This window comes from Streptomyces sp. NPDC024017 (assembly GCF_040638895.1).
In the GTDB taxonomy this organism is placed as follows: domain Bacteria; phylum Actinomycetota; class Actinomycetes; order Streptomycetales; family Streptomycetaceae; genus Streptomyces.
Genome location: NZ_JBEZYZ010000018.1, coordinates 13,609 through 30,508, shown reverse-complemented (window position 1 = coordinate 30,508; position 16,900 = coordinate 13,609). Strand labels below are relative to the sequence as shown.

Genomic DNA, 16,900 nt, shown 5'->3' with positions numbered 1-16,900 from the left:
TGACGATTGGATCACATGGGAGTGCGGACGACCGACTCGATGGCGGAGGCGGCGTCGGAGAAGCTCCGGGTGGGGCGGTGGGGGGTGTCGGGCCAGGGGCGCCCGGCCGACACCCAGACGCTGCGGGCGCCGATGGCCGCGGCGCCGCCGATGTCGGCGTGCGGGGAGTCGCCGATCACCCAGGCGCCGTCGAGGGTGGAGCCGACGGCGGCGGCAGCGGCGTGGAAGATCTCCGGCGCGGGCTTCTTGTGGCCGATCGCCTCGGAGACGACCCAGCCGTGGGTCAGCTCGTCCAGGCCGGTGTTCCGGATCTTCGCCTCCTGCTGTGCGGTACGGCCGTTGGTGACGATGACCAGGGTCCAGCCGCCGGTGATCGCCCGGTCGAGCGCCGCGCGTGTGGGGCCGTCCAGGACGACCCGGTCGGCCGCGCCCCGGTCGAGGAAGGAACGGACGGCCTCCTGGTCGACGCCGTACCGGCCGCCCATGGCCCGGGCGACCTCATGGCGGGGGGTGTATCCGCTCGCGTCGAGGGTCATCACCCACTCGACGTCGTGCGGGGGCAGCGCGTGCCCGGCGAGGAACGCCGTCACCGCGCCGCGGAACGCGGCGTCCCGGTCGACCAGGGTGTTGTCGAGGTCGAGGAGCATCAGGGGCATGGGCGGGCCGGTCCTCACAGTCGGTGTGCCTTCAGGGCCATGTGCAGCAGCAGACGGTCCTCGCCGTCGTCCAGGTCGAGGCCGGTGAGCTTCTCGATCCGGGACAGGCGGTAGTACAAGGTCTGGCGGTGGATGCCCAGCTCGGCGGCGGCCCGGGCGGCCTGACCGGCGCAGTCGAGATAGACCTCGGCGGTCCGGGCGAGTTCGTGGTGGATCGGAGCGAGCAACGTGCGGGCTACGGGGTCGTGGGCGACCTCCGGGGGCAGGGCGGTGAGCAGCCGGAACGGCCCGATCGACGCCCACTGCGCCACCGGCCCGAACCGCGTTTCGGCCAGTGCCGCCCGGGCGGCCGCCGACGCCTCTGCCCAGGCGGTCGCCAGGTCGGCGAGGCCGGAGCGGGGGGTGGCGACACCGGCGGCGGGGCCGGAGCGGGGGGTGGCGGCAGCGGCGGCGGGGCCGGCTCCGCCTGTTCCGCTAGCCGTGCCTGTTCCGCGAGCCGTTCCCGCTCTGCCCGTTGCACCCGCTGTGCCCGTGGAGGATCCGTCCGTGCCGCCGGTGGCGTTTCCGCCCTGGCCGCTGCCGCCCGCCCCCCGCGCAGCCGCGCTCCCCGCGCCGCTGCCCCCGCGCGCCCGCTCCAGCAGTCGCCCCGCCGCCGTCGTCGCCGGGGTGAGGACGTCCGGGGAGCGCAGACGGATCAGCACCGCCAGGCATTGGGCCGTCGCCCCCCACGGCAGCGTGCACAGGGCCGTCGCGCCCGGGACCGCGCGGACCGACGGGGCGTCGTCCGGGTCGGCCGAGGGCCAGGGGGCGACGCACACCAGGGCGTGGAGGCCGTCGGCGCGGGGGCCGAGGGCCGTGCGCAGTTCCGCGACGGCCATGTCGCTCTGCCAGCCCCGCTCGGCGGTGAGGACGGCCCGCAGCTCGCGGCTGAGGTCGGCTCCGTGCTGGGCCTCGTCCGCGAGCAGGGCGCCGATGCGGGCCGTGACCTGCATGGCGGCGGCGAGCTGGCGTTCGCTCGGGCCGGGTTCGTCGTCCAGGAGCCAGATGTAGCCGTGCACCACGCCCCGGTGGCGGACGGGGAGACAGATCCGGCCCCGGTAGACCCCGGCCTCCGGTGTCGGGGGGATGCGGACCGGGCCCGTGGCGCGGGTGATGCCGAAGCCCTCGAACCACGCCCGGACCGCCGCCGTCGAGCGGCGGGTGAGGATCGAGCGGGTGCGGACGGGGTCCAGGGCCGACGGATCGAGGTCGCCCTCACTGTCGTAGGCCCCGAAGGCGATCAGCTCGAAGTCCCGGTTCTCCAGGGTCGCGGGCGCGCCGAGCAGCTCCGAGATCTCGTCGACCAGCTCCTCGTAGTCACCCCTGCGTTCTGACGTCACCCGGGCATTGTCGCGCACTCCGCGGAAGCCTTCATACATCTGTCTGAGATCTGCGGCACGGATGCGTGACAGCTGTCGATGGCCGACGATCGGAGGGATCCTTAGGTTTCACGGTGGTTCTCCGTGCCGTACCCGACGCATCGTCCGCGAGGGGTCCGGCCTTCACTTGCTTGTGCTTGGAGGTGCCCCGTGCTGGGTCCCGTGATTCTCGCCGCGTCACGCAGCGACCGGATGCGACGCCTGATCTCGGCGGCCCCGGTGACCAAGCAGGTCGTCGACCGCTTCATCCCGGGCGAGGACGTGGACGACATCGTCCCCGTCGTCCGGGACCTCGCGGACCACGGCCTCGAACTGACGATGGACGTCGTCGGCGAGGACATCACCAACCCCGCGCAGGCCGCCGCCGCCCGGGACGCCTACCTGGAGCTCGTCGACCGCCTCAAGCCGCTGGAGCTCGGCACCCGCGCCGAGATGTCGGTGAAGCTGTCGATGTTCGGGCAGGCGTTGGACGACGGCCACGAGCTGGCCCTGAAGAACGTCCGCCCGGTCGTCGAGGCCGCCGCCGAGATCGGCACCACGGTCACGCTCGACGCGGAGGACCACACCACCCTCGACTCGATGTTCGCCATCCACGAGGAACTGCGGAAGGACTTCCCGCAGACCGGCTGCGTCATCCAGGCGTACCTCTTCCGGACCGAGGCCGACGCCCGCCGACTCGCCGCGAACGGCAGCCGGGTCCGCCTGGTCAAGGGCGCGTACAAAGAGCCCGCCTCGGTCGCGTACCAGGACAAGCACGAGATCGATCGGGCATACGTCCGGATTCTGAAGACGCTGATGGACGGTGAGGGGTACCCGATGATCGGGTCCCACGACCCGCGCCTGATCGCGATCGGCCAGGAGCTCGCCCACCAGGCCGGGCGCAAGCTCGACGAGTACGAGTTCCAGATGCTCTACGGCATCCGCACCGAGGAGCACCTGCGGCTGGCCGCAGAGGGCCACCGGATGCGCGTGTACACCGCGTACGGCACCGACTGGTACGGCTACTTCATGCGCCGTCTCGCGGAGAAGCCGGCCAACCTGCGCTTCTTCGCCCGCTCGATGCTCACCAAGGGCTGACAGCTCTTCAAGGGCTGAGACCGAAACACCGCTCAGTAAGGAGTTACGGAAAACATGGACGCTGTGACCCAGGTCCCCACCCCCGTCAACGAGCCGGTGCACGGCTACGCCCCCGGCTCGCCCGAGCGGGCCCGGCTGGAGGCCCGGCTGAAGGAGCTGGCCGACAATCCCGTCGACCTGCCCTGCACCATCGGCGGCGAGAAGCGGATGGGCGGCGGCGAGGCCTTCAAGGTCGTCCAGCCGCACAACCACCAGGCCGTGCTCGGCACGTACCGCAACGCCACGCAAGCGGACGCCCAGGACGCCATCGACGCGGCCCTGGCCGCCGCGCCCGCCTGGCGTGCGATGTCCTTCGACGACCGTGCGGCGATCATCCTGCGCGCCGCCGAGCTGCTGTCCGGCCCGTGGCGCGAGACGCTCGCCGCCTCCACCATGCTCGGCCAGTCCAAGACCGCCCAGCAGGCCGAGATCGACACGCCCTGCGAGCTGATCGACTTCTGGCGGTTCAACGTCTCCTACGCCCGCAAGCTCCTGGCCGAGCAGCCCCCGGCCAACTCCCCGGGTGTGTGGAACCGTCTGGACCACCGCCCGCTGGAGGGCTTCGTCTACGCGATCACGCCCTTCAACTTCACCGCCATCGCGGGCAACCTGCCGACGGCCCCGGCCCTGATGGGCAACGTCGTCGTCTGGAAGCCGTCCCCGACGCAGACCCACGCCGCCGTGCTGCTGATGCAGCTGCTGGAGGAGGCCGGTCTGCCCAAGGGCGTCATCAACCTCGTCACCGGTGACGGCATCGAGGTCTCCAAGGTCGCCCTGGAGCACCGGGACCTCGCGGGCATCCACTTCACCGGCTCGACCCCCACCTTCCAGTACCTGTGGAAGACGGTCGGCAACAACATCGAGAAGTACCGCACCTACCCGCGCCTGGTCGGCGAGACCGGCGGCAAGGACTTCCTCGTCGCCCACCCGTCGGCCGACCCGGCGATCCTGAAGACGGCGTTCACCCGCGGCGCCTTCGAGTTCCAGGGCCAGAAGTGCAGTGCCACGTCCCGGGCGTACATCCCCGCCTCGATCTGGAACTCCGGTTTCAAGGAGGAGCTCGCCGCCGAGGTGGACGGCATCAAGATGGGTGACGTCACCGACCTGTCGAACTTCATCGGCGCCGTCATCGACGAGCGTGCCTTCGCCAAGAACAAGGCCGCCATCGACCGCGCCAAGGAGGACGCCTCCTGCACGATCGTCGCGGGCGGCACCTACGACGACTCCGTGGGTTACTTCGTCCGCCCGACCGTCATCGAGTGCACCGACCCGGAGAACGAGGTCTTCCGCACCGAGTACTTCGGCCCGATCATCGCCGTGCACGTCTACGAGGACGACAAGTACGACGAGATGCTGACCCAGATGGAGTCCGTCTCCGACTACGCCCTGACCGGCTCGGTCATCGCCAACGACCGTGCGGCGGCGGCCTACACGGCCGACAAGCTCCGCTACGCGGCCGGCAACTTCTACATCAACGACAAGTCCACCGGTGCCGTCGTCGGCCAGCAGCCCTTCGGCGGCGGCCGCGCCTCCGGCACCAACGACAAGGCCGGCGCCCCGCAGAACCTGATGCGCTGGACCCTGACCCGCGCCATCAAGGAGACGCTGGTCCCGCCGACGGACTACACGTACCCGCACATGGGCTGAGAGGCCGAGTGAACCGACGGGCCGGGTCGTACGACCCGGCCCGTCGGCATGCCGGGGGCCGGATGCGGCCGCTCACGGGTGCGGGACCAGGATGATCCCGCCCCGGCTGCGGCCCTCCTCGGCCAGTTCGTGGGCCTTGGCGGCCTCGGCCAGGGGCAGGGTCGTCGCGACGTGGACGCGGATGCGGCGGTCGGCCAGCAGCGGGGCGATGCGGGACAGGAGGCCGCCCGACGGCTCGGCACGCACCAGGGCGAAGCGCAGCCCCCGGGCCTCCACGTCCTCGGGCGCCAGGCCCAGGTCGGCGGGGACGGTGGCGAGCAGGATGCCGTTCGGATGCAGGGTGTCGAGCGTGCGCAGGGCGTGCTCGCCGCCGACCAGGTCGAGGGCGGCATCGATGTCGTGGACGGACTCCGTGAAGTCGCCGGCCGTGTCGTCGACGAGTTCGTCGGCGCCCAGGTCGCGCAGGAAGCCGTGGTCCGCGGCGGCGGCGACACCGATGACGTACGCGCCCTCCGCCTTGGCCAGTTGCACCGCCAGGTGCCCGGCTCCGCCCGCCGCCGCGCGGATGAGGACCCGGCTGCCCGGGCCGATCCGGGCGATGTCGATCAGGGCGTGCCAGGCGGTGAGCACCGCCGTCGGGGCGGCGGCCGCGTGGGCGTGGTCCAGCCCGGCGGGTCTCGCCGCGAAGTGGCCGGCCGGCGCGGTGACGTGCGTGGCGTGGCCGCCGCCGTCGATCCGGCCGAAGACCTCGTCACCGGGCCGGAACCGGGTGACCCCGGCCCCCACCTCCTCGACCTCCCCCGACACGTCCTGCCCGAGCGTGAACGGCGGATCGCCGTACAGCGGCGCGGTCCCGGAGCGGGCCGGCCGGTCCGCCGGGTCGACCCCGGCCGCGTGCACCCGGAGCAGGACCTCGCCGGGACCGGGCTCGGGCCGTGGACGCTCTGCGATCTCCAGGACGTCCGGGCCGCCGAAACGGTGCTGGGTGACCACCTGGGTGCGCGGCTGTGCCGTCGTCATCGGGTCTCCCTCCCGAGGCCGGACCCTTCCATCGTGCGCGGATAACCGGTCGAGAGCCACCCGGCCCGTTCGCATACTGGTCCGGTGACCACCGCAGCGCGCACCGCCCACACCGCCGACCTGGCCCCCGCCGAACTCGACGCCGTACGGGCCCTGCTGGACGCCGCGTTCGACGGCGACTTCGGCGAAGAGGACTGGGACCACGGCCTCGGCGGCATGCACGCCCTCGTCCACGACGACTCGGGGCTCGCCGCGCACGGCGCGGTCGTGATGCGCCGGGTACGGCATCGCGGCCGGTGGCTGCGCACCGGCTACGTCGAGAACGTCGCCGTCCGCGCCGACGTCCGCCGCACCGGTCTCGGCGGGCTGGTCATGGCGGAACTGGAACGCGTCGTCGACCGGGCCTACGACCTCGGCGCCCTCTCCGCGAGCGACGCCGGTGCCCGGCTGTACACCTCGCGCGGCTGGGAGCCGTGGAGCGGTCAGGTGCACGCCCTCAGCCCGCGGGACGGCATCGTCCGGCTGCCGGACGAGGAGGGCGGCACCTACGTCCGCGCCGTCCTGGCCGGCTCCCTCGACCCCGCGCACGAGCTGCTCTTCGACTGGCGCGACGGCGACGTGCTCTAGGAATCACCGCAGGTCAGTGCGGTGTGACCCAGTCCACCGTCTCAGATAGTAGGAAGTCCGAGTAATTGTGGAGACAGACGCTCCGCGCTCCCTTAGTTTTGTAGGAGCCGAACGTCTCGCTCGACCAAGCGAATGGCGGTCGTGAGCCGGGCCCCGTGCAGGCAACCCCTGCGGCACCGCTCCCCGCCCCTTCCGGCGTCTCGTAACCCTCCCTGTGCACTCCGTGCTGTCGAAGGAGTCGATTTCCCATGGCCGAGACGACCGTCCGCCGCCGAGTCCGTCATGTCTCCCGTATGAGCGAGTCCGACCGGAAGAACGCCGCCGCCGCGCTCCAGCGCGCCCTCGACCGCAGGGACAACGGCGGATCAAGCGGCCACTGAGCCGCACCAGGACCGGGAGCCGCCCGACGAGGCGCGGTGCGGGGTGTCATGCCCCGCGCCGCACCTCGAAATGGTCGATCCGCGCACCGCTCGACGCCAGCGCCGACACCGTGAGCTTCGGCCTGGTGCCGCTCCGCGCCTCCACCGAGAGGAACGAGAAGCCGCGGTAGCGCACCCGCGACCACTGCGCCGACTCCGCCTTGGTGTCCTGGGACTTGGTCCACCGGAACGTGGTGACCGGCTCGTGGTCGGCGGTGTTCCCCTCGTAGCTCTCCTTCACGCCGTCGGGGAAGCCGTAGAGCTCCTTGCCGCCGCCGCCCGCGGTGACGTACACGATCCCGTCCCGCCGCGGATCCGTCGTCCCGCCGACCGGCACCGGCCTGCCCACCTCGCCGTTGCGAACGGCGTCGGTCCGCTCGTAGACGTGATTGTGCCCGTTGATCACCAGGTCCACCTCGTGCCGGGCGAACAGCGGCAGCCACTCGGCGCGCACCCCGCCGTCGGAGGCGTGCGTGGACGTCGAGTACGCGCAGTGGTGGAAGAAGACGACGATGAAGTCGACGTCGTCGGAGGACCTCAACTCACCGAGCTTCCGGTCCAGCCACTTCGTCTGCCTCCCCTCCGTGTAGCCGAAGTTGGCGGGGATCTCGTACGACACGTCGTTCGCGTCCAGCGCGACCACACCGACGTTGCCGTACGTGAAGGCGTACACGCCCGGTGCCGTGCGCGCGTCGAAGCCGCTGTCCGGCAGCGAGAACCGGGCGAGTTGGCCGCCGTAGCCGTCGGGTGAGTACCAGGCCTCCATGTCGTGGTTGCCGGTCGTCACCATCCACGGCACCGACCTGGCCACCGGCTCGGTCTGCTTGAGGAACCGGTCCCACTGGGTCGCGTCGAAGACGTCCGACTCCTTGCCCTTGCCGGTCGGGTCGGCGTAGCAGATGTCGCCGGCGTGCAGATGGAAGGCGGGCTCGCGGCGCAGCAGCGTACGGTCGTTGAGGGCGGCCTCCTCACCGACGCCCTGATCGCCGAACGCGGTGAACACGAACCGCTCCGGCGGGCTCGCGGGCGCCGTGCGGAAGGACGTGACGGTCGACCGGTGCCGCGGGGAGGCCGGGTCGAAGCCCTCGTGGCCGACGCCGTAGTAGTACGTCGTGTCCGGGCGCAGGCCGTCCAGCGCGGCGTGCAGGTAGTACTGGTCGACCGCCGCCCGTACGCCCTTCAGCTCCGGGGTGTGCAGGTCGCGCAGCTCCGCCTCGACCTTGCGGCCGAGGTCGTCGGGGCGCAGGCCCACCCGGACGTACGGCTTCTTCACCGCGAGCGGCACCTGCCAGGAGATCCGCATCTGCGTCTTGGGGTCGGCGCCGAAGGCGAGGTGACGGCCGAAGGGCGTGACGAGGGAGCCGGGCGCCTGCGACGTGCCGGGCGACGGGCTGTCCGCCGAGGTGGCGCCGCCCTGCCCGGGGCGGGTGCCGGAACCGGAGCAGCCGGTCAGCAGCCCGCTCGCCACCGCGCCCGCGGTCACCAGGGTGCGCCGCCGCGACAGCCGCGTCCGCAGGTACTCGTGCTGCTCCGCCATGCTCATCCGGCGGGCGAGCTCGGGCGGGATGCCGAAGTGGGGGATCTCCATGTCCAGTGAATGTCCCAGCGGAGGCCAACGGCCGCACCACATATGGGTGAACGGCACCCGACGGGCGCGTGCCGTCCCCCGGGCGGGTGCCTCCCGCCTGTCCGCATCACGGACACCGAGTGTCATCCCATGGGACGAGGAGTAGGGTGCCCGCATGTCTCGCAGCATCAATCTCGCAGTGATCCCGGGTGACGGCATCGGCCAGGAGGTCGTGGCCGAAGGTCTGAAGGTCCTCTCCGCCGTCCTTCCGCAGGATGTGAAGCTGGAGACCGAGGAGTACGACTTCGGCGCCCGGCGCTACCACGCCACCGGTGAGACCCTCACCGACGCCGACCTCGACGCCCTGAAGCGGCACGACGCCATCCTGCTCGGCGCGATCGGCGACCCGTCGGTGCCGTCCGGCGTCCTGGAGCGCGGCTTCCTGCTCAAGCTCCGCTTCGCCTTCGACCACCACGTCAACCTGCGTCCGTCGAAGCTCCTTCCGGGTGTCGCCACTCCGCTCGCGGGTGAGCCGCAGATCGACTTCGTCGTGGTCCGCGAGGGCACCGAGGGCCCGTACACCGGCAACGGCGGCACGATCCGCAAGGGCACCGAGCACGAGGTCGCCACCGAGGTCTCGGTCAACACGGCCTTCGGTGTCGAGCGCGTGGTCCGGGACGCCTTCGCGCGTGCCCAGGCCCGCCCCCGCAAGAAGCTGGCGCTGATCCACAAGAACAACGTGCTGACCTTCGCGGGTCACCTGTGGACGAACGTCTTCAACAAGGTGGCCGAGGAGTTCCCCGAGGTCACCACCGAGTACATGCACGTGGACGCGGCGACGATCTACCTCGTCACGCAGCCCGAGCGCTTCGACGTGATCGTCACCGACAACCTCTTCGGCGACATCGTCACCGACCTCGCCGCGGCCGTCTCCGGCGGCATCGGCGTCGCCGCCAGCGGGAACATCAACCCCTCCGGCGACTTCCCGTCCATGTTCGAGCCCGTGCACGGCTCGGCCCCGGACATCGCAGGCCAGGGCAAGGCCGACCCGACCGCCACCGTGCTGTCCGTCGCCCTGCTCCTGCGCCACCTCGGCTACGAGGCCGAGGCCGCCCGCATCGACGAGGCGGTCGCGGCCGACCTCGCCGAGCGCACCGGCAAGCCCGCCCGCTCCACCTCGGAGATCGGCGACGCGCTCGCCGTACGCGTAGCCGGCTGACCCGCCGCTGCACACCGCAAGCCGCCGGGTCGCATCCGCGCCCGGCGGCTTCCGCATGTTCCCGCCGGGTGTCACCATCGACCACCGGGCCGCATTCACCCCGTTCCTTCCGCCGCCGCCCCCGGGCGATAATCGAACGCGAGGCCGCGGAAATGAGGGAATGCTCGGACGTCCTAGCACTGGTCACCATCAGAGCAGTACCGAGCGCGGCCCGTCACTACAACCGGTGAAGGACATCAACCCATGACGACGCCCACGATCGAGCTCAAGCCCTCCGCCCACCCGCTCTCCGACGCCGAACGCGAGGGGATCCTGGCCAACCCCGGATTCGGCCGCCACTTCACCGACCACATGGTGACGATCAAGTGGACGGAAGGCCGCGGCTGGCACGACGGCCAGCTCGTTCCGTACGCGCCGATCTCCCTCGACCCCGCCACCACGGTCCTGCACTACGCGCAGGAGATCTTCGAGGGGCTGAAGGCCTACCGCCAGCCCGACGGGTCCGTCGCCACCTTCCGCCCCGAGAAGAACGCCGAGCGGTTCCAGCGCTCCGCCCGTCGGCTCGCGATGCCCGAGCTGCCGGTCGAGACGTTCATCGAGGCGTGCGACGCCCTGGTGCAGCAGGACAAGGCGTGGGTGCCGGCGCACGGCGGCGAGGAGTCCCTCTACCTGCGCCCGTTCATGATCGCCACCGAGGTCGGGCTGGGGGTGAAGCCGGCCAACGAGTACCTGTTCCTGGTGATCGCCTCCCCGGCCGGGGCGTACTTCCCCGGTGGTGTGAAGCCGGTCTCCATCTGGGTCTCCGAGGACCGGGTCCGTGCCGTCCCCGGCGGCATGGGCGACGCGAAGACGGGCGGCAACTACGCGGCGTCCCTGCTCGCGCAGGCGGAGGCCGCCACGAAGGGCTGCGACCAGGTCTGCTACCTCGACGCCGTGGAGCACACGTGGGTCGAGGAGCTGGGCGGCATGAACCTGTACTTCGTGTACGGCGACAAGATCGTGACGCCCTCGCTCACCGGCTCGATCCTGGAGGGCGTCACGCGCGACTCCCTGCTCGCCGTCGCCCGTGACCTCGGGTACGAGGCGGAGGAGGGCCGGGTCTCGGTCGACCAGTGGCAGCGGGACTCGGAGAACGGGTCGCTGACCGAGGTCTTCGCGTGCGGTACGGCCGCGGTGATCACCCCGGTCGGCACGGTGAAGCGGGCCGGGGCCGAGTGGAAGCAGAGCGGGGGAGAGCCGGGCGAGGTCACGCTCCGGCTCCGCCGGGCGCTGCTGGACATTCAGCGGGGTACGGCCTCGGACGCCCACGGTTGGATGCACCGCCTGGGCTGAGTGCTCCTGGTCCCCGGGGGCGGAGCCCCCGGACCCCGGGATTCATGCCCACCCACCGCCCGACTCGGTCGGACAAGAAGCCGGACCTTCGCCACGTCCGGAACCCGGTCCGTCAAGACGCCGGGCGCGAATCGACCGGGCGAGAAGCAGGCGTCGCCTCGCCGGCCCCGGGCTCCTCCGCGAGCGAGCCCGGGGCCGTCAGCGCGTACGCCACCCCTCCCACCACCCCCGACAGCAGGAAACTGCAGTCCACCCCGCCGGTCAGCGCCAGCAGCGGTCCCTCGTACGACGGCAGGGACACCGCCAGGACACCCACCGTCGCCCCGGCCGCCCAGGACAGGGTCGCCGGGACGTTCCAGCCGGCGCGGTACCAGTAGACGCCGCCCCGGGCGCGGCGGTTGAACACCTGGAGGGCGTCCGCGTCGTAGATGCCGCCGCAGCGGGCGAAGCCGATGAGGGTGATGACCGCCCACGGCGTGCCGACGGCGGTCAGGAGCAGCACGAAGGACGTCATCGCCTCCTGCGCGGTCGAGTAGTAGTGCCCGGCGAAGACACAGGCCGTGGCGACGGCCGCGACCACGTACGTCGCCCGGGCCCGTGAGGCGCGCGGCAGGATCGCGTCCAGGTCGAGGCCCATCGAGTACAGCATCAGCCCCGCGTTGCCGACCGAGCCGGCCGAGGCCGCGAGGAGCAGCGGGACGAGGTACCAGGACGGGGCCGCGTCGACCAGCGGGCCCGCGTAGTCGAGGGCCGCCCCGGCCGCGTACGCCGTGAACGTGCCGAACAGCTGCGGCACCAGCAGGCCCAGCATCAGCCCCAGCCAGGTCGCGTGCAGCACCCGGCGGGAGGAGTGGCGGGCCGGGGAGATGTAGCGGGTGTAGTCGCCGAGCAGCGTGATGAAGGCGACCGGCCCGGACAGCCCGGCGGCCACGGCCGCGAGCAGCCAGGTCGGCCAGAACCCGCCCAGCAGATAGCCGCCGGCCTCCGGCAGCGCGGCGGTGGTGAATCCGGGGGTGTAGGCGATCACGCCGAGCGCCAGCAGGGCCGTCATGCCGAACGCCAGCACCCGAGACATCGCGAGCAGCACCCGGTAGCCGTACACCGCACCGGCGACGGTGGCCGCGGCGAGCAGCCCGTAGACGACGCCGTACGACACCCCGCCCTGTGGCAGCCCGGCCAGCCGGCCCAGCACGCCTACCATGACGTCTCCGCCGATCCACACGGTCAGCGCGGTGTAGCCGAGGGCCAGCAGCAGCCCGACCACCGAGCCCACCAGCCGCCCGCGAACCCCGAACTGGGCGCCGGAGGAGGTCGACAGGTTGGTGCCGGTGCGCAGCGAGACCAGCGCCAGCGGAGCCGTGAACAGCACGCCCACCACCGTGCCCGCGAGCACCGCGCCGACCGACGACCACCAGTCGAGGCCGAAGGACGGCGGCAGCCAGCCGAAGACGATCACGCCCAGGCAGAGGTTGGAGCCGAGCAGGATCGACACGAGGTCGCGCGGTCCGCTGGTGCGCTCCTCCTCGGGGATGGTGTCGACTCCGCGCTGTTCGATCGGCATGTTGGTCTCCCTTGGTTAGAGCGACGTTCAATGTGATGTGTGTATTGCCTCACCGTCAACCTTTCGGTCAAGGGAACTTCATGTTTAGAGTGATGCTCTAAACGGAGGGAGTGACATGCGGCTGACCCCGACCGAACGCGACCGGCTGCTGCTCTTCGGCGCCGCCGAGCTCGCCCGCGCCCGCAGGGCCAGGGGGCTGAGGCTCAACGTCCCCGAGGCGACCGCGCTCATCGCCGACACGGTGTGCGAGGCCGCCCGGGACGGCAAGCGGCTCGCGGAGGCCGTCGAGGCCGCCCGGTCCGTCCTCGGGCCCGGCGACGTGCTGCCCGGTGTCGCCGACGTCGTCACCGAGGTGCATGTCGAGGCCGTCTTCGACGACGGCTCGCGGCTCGCGGTCGTCTCCGACCCCATCGGCGGCGGCTCGGGGCCGGACGCCCCGGGCGCCCTGCTGCCCGGGCCGGAGCACGCCGAGCCCGAGCCGGCCGAGCGGCTCACGGTCACCAACACCGCGACCGTGCCCGTCTCGGTGACGTCCCACTTCCACTTCTTCGAGGCCAATCCGCGGCTCGACTTCGACCGCGGCCGGGCCTACGGCATGCGGCTCGCCGTGCCCGCGGGGTCGTCCGTTCGGTTCGGCCCGGGGGAGAGCGCCGAGGTCGGGCTGGTGCCGATCGGGGGCGAGCGGATCGCCATCGGGTTCGCCGGGCTCGTCGACGGGCCGCTGGACGCGCCGGGCGCCAAGGAGGAGGCCCTGAAGCGGGCCGTCGCCTGCGGCTACCTCGGCGTACCGGAAACAGCTGATCAGGAGGTCGAGCGATGAGCCGCCCAGGAGGCCACCCCGCCGAGGCCCGCCGCCTCACCCCGTACGAGTACGCCGCCACGCACGGCCCTCGCGCCGGCGACCGCATCCGTCTCGGTGACTCGGGTCTGACCGTCCGCGTCGAGTCCGACTCCCAGCGCCACGGCGACGAGTTCCTCGCCGGGTTCGGCAAGACCGCACGCGACGGACTGCACCTCAAGGCGGCGGCGGTCCGGGAGACCTGTGACGTCGTGGTCAGCAACGTCGTGGTGATCGACGCCGTGCAGGGCGTCCGGAAGGTGTCCATCGGTATCCGCGAGGGCCGGATCTGCTCGATCGGGCGGGCCGGCAACCCCGACACCCTCGACGGGGTCGACGTCGTCGTCGGCACGGGCACCTCGATCGTCTCCGGCGAGGGCCTCATCGCCACCGCCGGGGCCGTCGACACCCACGTCCATCTGCTGTCCCCGCGCATCATGGAGGCCTCGCTCGCCTCCGGCGTGACCACGATCATCGGGCAGGAGTTCGGCCCGGTGTGGGGCGTCGGCGTGAACTCGCCCTGGGCGCTGCGGCACGCGTTCAACGCGTTCGACGCCTGGCCGGTCAACATCGGCTTCCTGGGCCGGGGTTCGTCGTCCCGTGCGGCACCCCTGGTCGAGGCCCTCGCCGAGGGCGGGGCGAGTGGCTTCAAGGTGCACGAGGACATGGGCGCCCATACGCGGGCGCTGGACACGGCACTGCGCGTCGCCGAGGAGCACGACGTCCAAGTCGCCCTGCACAGCGACGGACTGAACGAGTGCCTGTCGGTGGAGGACACCCTGCGGGTGCTGGAGGGGCGGACCATCCACGCCTTCCACATCGAGGGCTGCGGCGGCGGGCACGTCCCCAACGTCCTGAAGATGGCGGGCGTGCCGAACGTCATCGGCTCCTCCACCAACCCGACCCTGCCCTTCGGCCGGGACGCCGTCGCCGAGCACTACGGCATGATCGTCTCGGTCCACGACCTCAAGACCGACCTGCCCGGCGACGCCGCCATGGCCCGCGACCGCATCCGGTCCGGCACCATGGGAGCCGAGGACGTCCTGCACGACCTGGGCGCGATCGGCATCACCTCCTCGGACGCGCAGGGCATGGGGCGCGCGGGCGAGACGGTCCGCCGTACGTTCGCCATGGCCGGGAAGATGAAGGCCGAGTTCGGCGCACCGAACGACGACCACGACAACGAGCGCGTCCTGCGCTACATGGCCAAGCTGACCATCAACCCGGCTCTCGCGCACGGGCTTTCCCACGAGGTCGGGTCGATCGAGACCGGAAAGCTCGCCGACATCGTGCTGTGGCGGCCCGAGTACTTCGGTGCCAAGCCGCAGCTGGTGCTGAAGGCCGGCTTCCCGGCGTACGGCGTGGTCGGCGACCCGAACGCCGCGACCGACACCTGCGAACCCCTCGTCCTCGGGCCGCAGTTCGGCGCGTACGGGGCGACACCGGCCGACATCTCGGTGGCGTTCGTCGCGCAGGCCGCGCTCGACCAGGGGCACGACACCATGCCCACCCGGCGCCGCAGGGTCGCCGTGCGCGGCACACGCGGCATCGGCCCGGCCGACCTGCGCCTCAACTCCCGTACCGGAGCCGTCGACGTCGACCAGCGCACCGGTCTCGTCACCCTCGACGGCGAGCCGCTGCGCTCCGAACCCGCCGAGTCCGTCTCCCTCAACCGTCTCTACTTCCTCTGAGGATCAACGATGTCCGCAGCCGCCGACGGCTTCCGCATGCCCGCCGAATGGGTTCCGCACGAGCGGACCTGGATGGCCTGGCCGGGCCCGAACCCCACCTTCGACGAACCCGGGGAGCTGGCCGCCGCCCGCGTCGCCTGGGCCGCGGTCGCCCGGGCCGTCCGCCGGTTCGAGCCGGTGACGGTGGTGTGCGGCCCGGGCCAGTCGGACCAGGCGCGTGCCCTGCTGGGCGAGGGGATCGAGACCGTCGAACGGAACCTCGACGACGCCTGGATGCGCGACATCGGCCCGACCTTCCTCACCGACGGCAGGGGCCGACTGGCCGCCGTCGACTGGACGTTCAACGGCTGGGGTGCCCAGGAGTGGGCCCGCTGGGAGCACGACGAGAAGGTCGCCGCGCATGTCGCGGACCTCGCCGGGGCACGGACGTACGCCTCGGAGCTCGTCAACGAGGGCGGCGCGATCCATGTGGACGGCGAGGGCACGGTCCTGCTGACCGAGACCGTCCAGCTCGGCCCGGAGCGCAACCCGGGCTGGTCCCGCGAGCAGGTCGAGGCGGAGACCCACGCCCAGCTCGGCACCCGCAAGGCCATCTGGCTGCCGCGCGGCCTGACCGGCGACTACCCTCCCCACGGCTTCGGCACCCTCGGCCACGTCGACATCGTCGCGGCCTTCGCCCGCCCGGGCGTCGTCGTGGCGCACTCCCAGCCGGACCCCGCCCACCCCGACCACGAGGTGACCAAGGAGGTCATCGGCCTGCTGAGGTCGCAGACGGACGCACGCGGACGGCGACTGGAGGTCGTCGAGGTCCCCGCCCCGACCGCCCTGGAGGCCGACGGACACTGGGCCGACTACTCCTACATCAACCACTACCTCTGCAACGGGGGCGTGGTGCTGTGCGGCTTCGACGATCCGCGCGACGAGATCGCCGCCGGCATCTTCCGCCGCCTGTTCCCCGAGCGGACCGTGACGCTGGTGGACGCCCGTACGATCTTCGCGGGCGGTGGAGGCATCCACTGCATCACGCAGCAGCAACCGAGGATCTAGGAGCGCACATGGCCGGTGGGCGAAGGCAGGCCCCGCCCCGTGAGGACGTCCTCGCCGCCGCCATGGAGATGATCGCCGAGCGCGGCCTGGAGAAACTCACCATGGCGGCGCTCGGCCGCGAGGTCGGCATGAGCAGCGGGCACCTGCTCTACTACTTCGGCTCCAAGGACGAACTGCTGCTGCGCACCCTGGAGTGGAGCGAGGGCCGGCTCGGGGTCGAGCGGGGGCGCTTGCTGACCCGGACCGCACCCGCCCGCGAACGCCTCGACGCCTACGTCGACCTGTACGTCCCGGACGGCCACCGCGACCCCCACTGGACGCTGTGGCTGGAGGTCTGGAACCGCTCGCAGAATGCCGACGCGGACGCCCGCGACCGGCAGGCCGCCATCGAGGGCGCCTGGCACCGCGACCTGGTCGCGCTGCTCGCCGAGGGCATCTCGCGGGGCGAGTTCCGCCGCGTCGACCCGGACCGTTTCGCCGCCCGCCTGCGCGCGCTGCTGGACGGCTTCTCCATCCACGTGGCGATCGGCCTGCGCGGCACCGACCGGGCGCAGATCCTCGGCCACGTGCGCGAGTTCCTCGCCGACAGCCTCCTCGCGGACACCTGAACACACGCCCGGGTTGTACTCAATACGACGGATTGACCCTCTGGCGCGTGGTGATGTCGGCGCCACCTGAGGTGACCGAGACCGCATCCTGAGACAACGGTGAGCGAAGTACGGGGGTTGTGCCACACTCCCTC

At 71.9% G+C, this 16,900-nt stretch carries 15 protein-coding genes; 10 read left to right on the top strand and 5 right to left on the bottom strand.

The window, feature by feature from the left end:
• Positions 1 to 11: 11 nt before the first annotated feature.
• Positions 12 to 656 (bottom strand): HAD family hydrolase, encoded by a 645-nt coding sequence (locus AB0G20_RS35815; RefSeq protein WP_361310036.1) that lies wholly within the window; start codon positions 654 to 656, stop codon positions 12 to 14.
• A gap of 14 nt (positions 657 to 670) precedes the next feature.
• The gene (locus tag AB0G20_RS35810) at positions 671 to 2,035 is read right to left on the bottom strand and encodes a helix-turn-helix domain-containing protein (RefSeq protein WP_361310034.1); all 1,365 of its coding nucleotides are present in this window, start codon (positions 2,033 to 2,035) and stop codon (positions 671 to 673) included.
• Between the two features lie 189 nt (positions 2,036 to 2,224).
• Here AB0G20_RS35810 and AB0G20_RS35805 point away from each other — a divergent pair, with 189 nt between their 5' ends.
• Together AB0G20_RS35805 and pruA are read left to right on the top strand one after the other, a co-directional pair.
• Positions 2,225 to 3,151: a proline dehydrogenase family protein gene (locus tag AB0G20_RS35805; RefSeq protein ID WP_361310032.1), complete on the top strand. Its 927-nt coding sequence runs from the start codon at positions 2,225 to 2,227 to the stop codon at positions 3,149 to 3,151.
• 54 nt (positions 3,152 to 3,205) lie between these two features.
• A complete protein-coding gene (gene pruA, locus AB0G20_RS35800; protein ID WP_361310030.1) occupies positions 3,206 to 4,837 on the top strand; it encodes an L-glutamate gamma-semialdehyde dehydrogenase in 1,632 nt (543 codons plus the stop codon).
• 72 nt (positions 4,838 to 4,909) lie between these two features.
• Here pruA and AB0G20_RS35795 read toward each other — a convergent pair whose 3' ends face one another.
• A complete protein-coding gene (locus AB0G20_RS35795; protein ID WP_361310028.1) occupies positions 4,910 to 5,857 on the bottom strand; it encodes an NADP-dependent oxidoreductase in 948 nt (315 codons plus the stop codon).
• Positions 5,858 to 5,941: 84 nt separating this feature from the next.
• On the opposite strand from AB0G20_RS35795, the gene AB0G20_RS35790 reads away from it, so the two are divergent.
• Both AB0G20_RS35790 and AB0G20_RS35785 read left to right on the top strand, forming a co-directional pair.
• Positions 5,942 to 6,484 (top strand): GNAT family N-acetyltransferase, encoded by a 543-nt coding sequence (locus tag AB0G20_RS35790; RefSeq protein WP_361310025.1) that lies wholly within the window; start codon positions 5,942 to 5,944, stop codon positions 6,482 to 6,484.
• 248 nt (positions 6,485 to 6,732) lie between these two features.
• Entirely contained in the window at positions 6,733 to 6,864 is a 132-nt protein-coding gene (locus AB0G20_RS35785; protein ID WP_086025117.1) for a hypothetical protein, read from the top strand.
• Positions 6,865 to 6,910: 46 nt separating this feature from the next.
• Here AB0G20_RS35785 and AB0G20_RS35780 read toward each other — a convergent pair whose 3' ends face one another.
• Positions 6,911 to 8,491 carry a metallophosphoesterase family protein gene (locus AB0G20_RS35780; RefSeq protein WP_361310023.1) on the bottom strand — a complete coding sequence of 527 codons (1,581 nt, stop codon included), beginning with the start codon at positions 8,489 to 8,491 and terminating at the stop codon, positions 6,911 to 6,913.
• Between the two features lie 154 nt (positions 8,492 to 8,645).
• On the opposite strand from AB0G20_RS35780, the gene AB0G20_RS35775 reads away from it, so the two are divergent.
• On the top strand, positions 8,646 to 9,689 hold the full coding sequence (locus AB0G20_RS35775; RefSeq protein ID WP_358602419.1) for a 3-isopropylmalate dehydrogenase: 1,044 nt from the start codon (positions 8,646 to 8,648) through the stop codon (positions 9,687 to 9,689).
• Positions 9,690 to 9,932: 243 nt separating this feature from the next.
• A complete protein-coding gene (locus tag AB0G20_RS35770; protein ID WP_361310020.1) occupies positions 9,933 to 11,021 on the top strand; it encodes a branched-chain amino acid aminotransferase in 1,089 nt (362 codons plus the stop codon).
• 112 nt (positions 11,022 to 11,133) lie between these two features.
• On the opposite strand, the gene AB0G20_RS35765 is transcribed toward AB0G20_RS35770, so the two are convergent.
• Positions 11,134 to 12,582 (bottom strand): cytosine permease, encoded by a 1,449-nt coding sequence (locus AB0G20_RS35765; RefSeq protein ID WP_361310017.1) that lies wholly within the window; start codon positions 12,580 to 12,582, stop codon positions 11,134 to 11,136.
• A gap of 115 nt (positions 12,583 to 12,697) precedes the next feature.
• Here AB0G20_RS35765 and ureA point away from each other — a divergent pair, with 115 nt between their 5' ends.
• Genes ureA through AB0G20_RS35745 form a run of 4 tightly spaced genes read left to right on the top strand, consistent with a single transcriptional unit; the run spans position 12,698 to position 16,766 of the window.
• The gene (gene ureA / locus AB0G20_RS35760) at positions 12,698 to 13,402 is read left to right on the top strand and encodes an urease subunit gamma (protein ID WP_361310014.1); all 705 of its coding nucleotides are present in this window, start codon (positions 12,698 to 12,700) and stop codon (positions 13,400 to 13,402) included.
• The gene (locus tag AB0G20_RS35755; protein ID WP_361310012.1) at positions 13,399 to 15,111 is read left to right on the top strand and encodes an urease subunit alpha; all 1,713 of its coding nucleotides are present in this window, start codon (positions 13,399 to 13,401) and stop codon (positions 15,109 to 15,111) included. The genes ureA and AB0G20_RS35755 overlap by 4 nt, the downstream gene beginning before the upstream one ends.
• Positions 15,112 to 15,120: 9 nt before the next feature.
• Entirely contained in the window at positions 15,121 to 16,158 is a 1,038-nt protein-coding gene (locus tag AB0G20_RS35750; RefSeq protein WP_361310009.1) for an agmatine deiminase family protein, read from the top strand.
• 8 nt (positions 16,159 to 16,166) lie between these two features.
• The gene (locus AB0G20_RS35745; RefSeq protein ID WP_361310006.1) at positions 16,167 to 16,766 is read left to right on the top strand and encodes a TetR/AcrR family transcriptional regulator; all 600 of its coding nucleotides are present in this window, start codon (positions 16,167 to 16,169) and stop codon (positions 16,764 to 16,766) included.
• The last annotated feature ends 134 nt before the right edge of the window (positions 16,767 to 16,900 follow it).

Excerpts from the sequence above, each read along its gene's own strand:
- AB0G20_RS35815 (WP_361310036.1), bottom strand. The coding sequence starts at position 656 with ATGCCCCTGATGCTCCTCGACCTCGACAACACCCTGGTCGACCGGGAC.
- pruA (WP_361310030.1), top strand. The coding sequence starts at position 3,206 with ATGGACGCTGTGACCCAGGTCCCCACCCCCGTCAACGAGCCGGTGCAC.
- AB0G20_RS35795 (WP_361310028.1), bottom strand. The coding sequence starts at position 5,857 with ATGACGACGGCACAGCCGCGCACCCAGGTGGTCACCCAGCACCGTTTC.
- AB0G20_RS35785 (WP_086025117.1), top strand. The coding sequence starts at position 6,733 with ATGGCCGAGACGACCGTCCGCCGCCGAGTCCGTCATGTCTCCCGTATG.
- AB0G20_RS35780 (WP_361310023.1), bottom strand. The coding sequence starts at position 8,491 with ATGGAGATCCCCCACTTCGGCATCCCGCCCGAGCTCGCCCGCCGGATG.
- AB0G20_RS35775 (WP_358602419.1), top strand. The coding sequence starts at position 8,646 with ATGTCTCGCAGCATCAATCTCGCAGTGATCCCGGGTGACGGCATCGGC.
- AB0G20_RS35770 (WP_361310020.1), top strand. The coding sequence starts at position 9,933 with ATGACGACGCCCACGATCGAGCTCAAGCCCTCCGCCCACCCGCTCTCC.
- AB0G20_RS35765 (WP_361310017.1), bottom strand. The coding sequence starts at position 12,582 with ATGCCGATCGAACAGCGCGGAGTCGACACCATCCCCGAGGAGGAGCGC.
- ureA (WP_361310014.1), top strand. The coding sequence starts at position 12,698 with ATGCGGCTGACCCCGACCGAACGCGACCGGCTGCTGCTCTTCGGCGCC.
- AB0G20_RS35755 (WP_361310012.1), top strand. The coding sequence starts at position 13,399 with ATGAGCCGCCCAGGAGGCCACCCCGCCGAGGCCCGCCGCCTCACCCCG.
- AB0G20_RS35750 (WP_361310009.1), top strand. The coding sequence starts at position 15,121 with ATGTCCGCAGCCGCCGACGGCTTCCGCATGCCCGCCGAATGGGTTCCG.
- AB0G20_RS35745 (WP_361310006.1), top strand. The coding sequence starts at position 16,167 with ATGGCCGGTGGGCGAAGGCAGGCCCCGCCCCGTGAGGACGTCCTCGCC.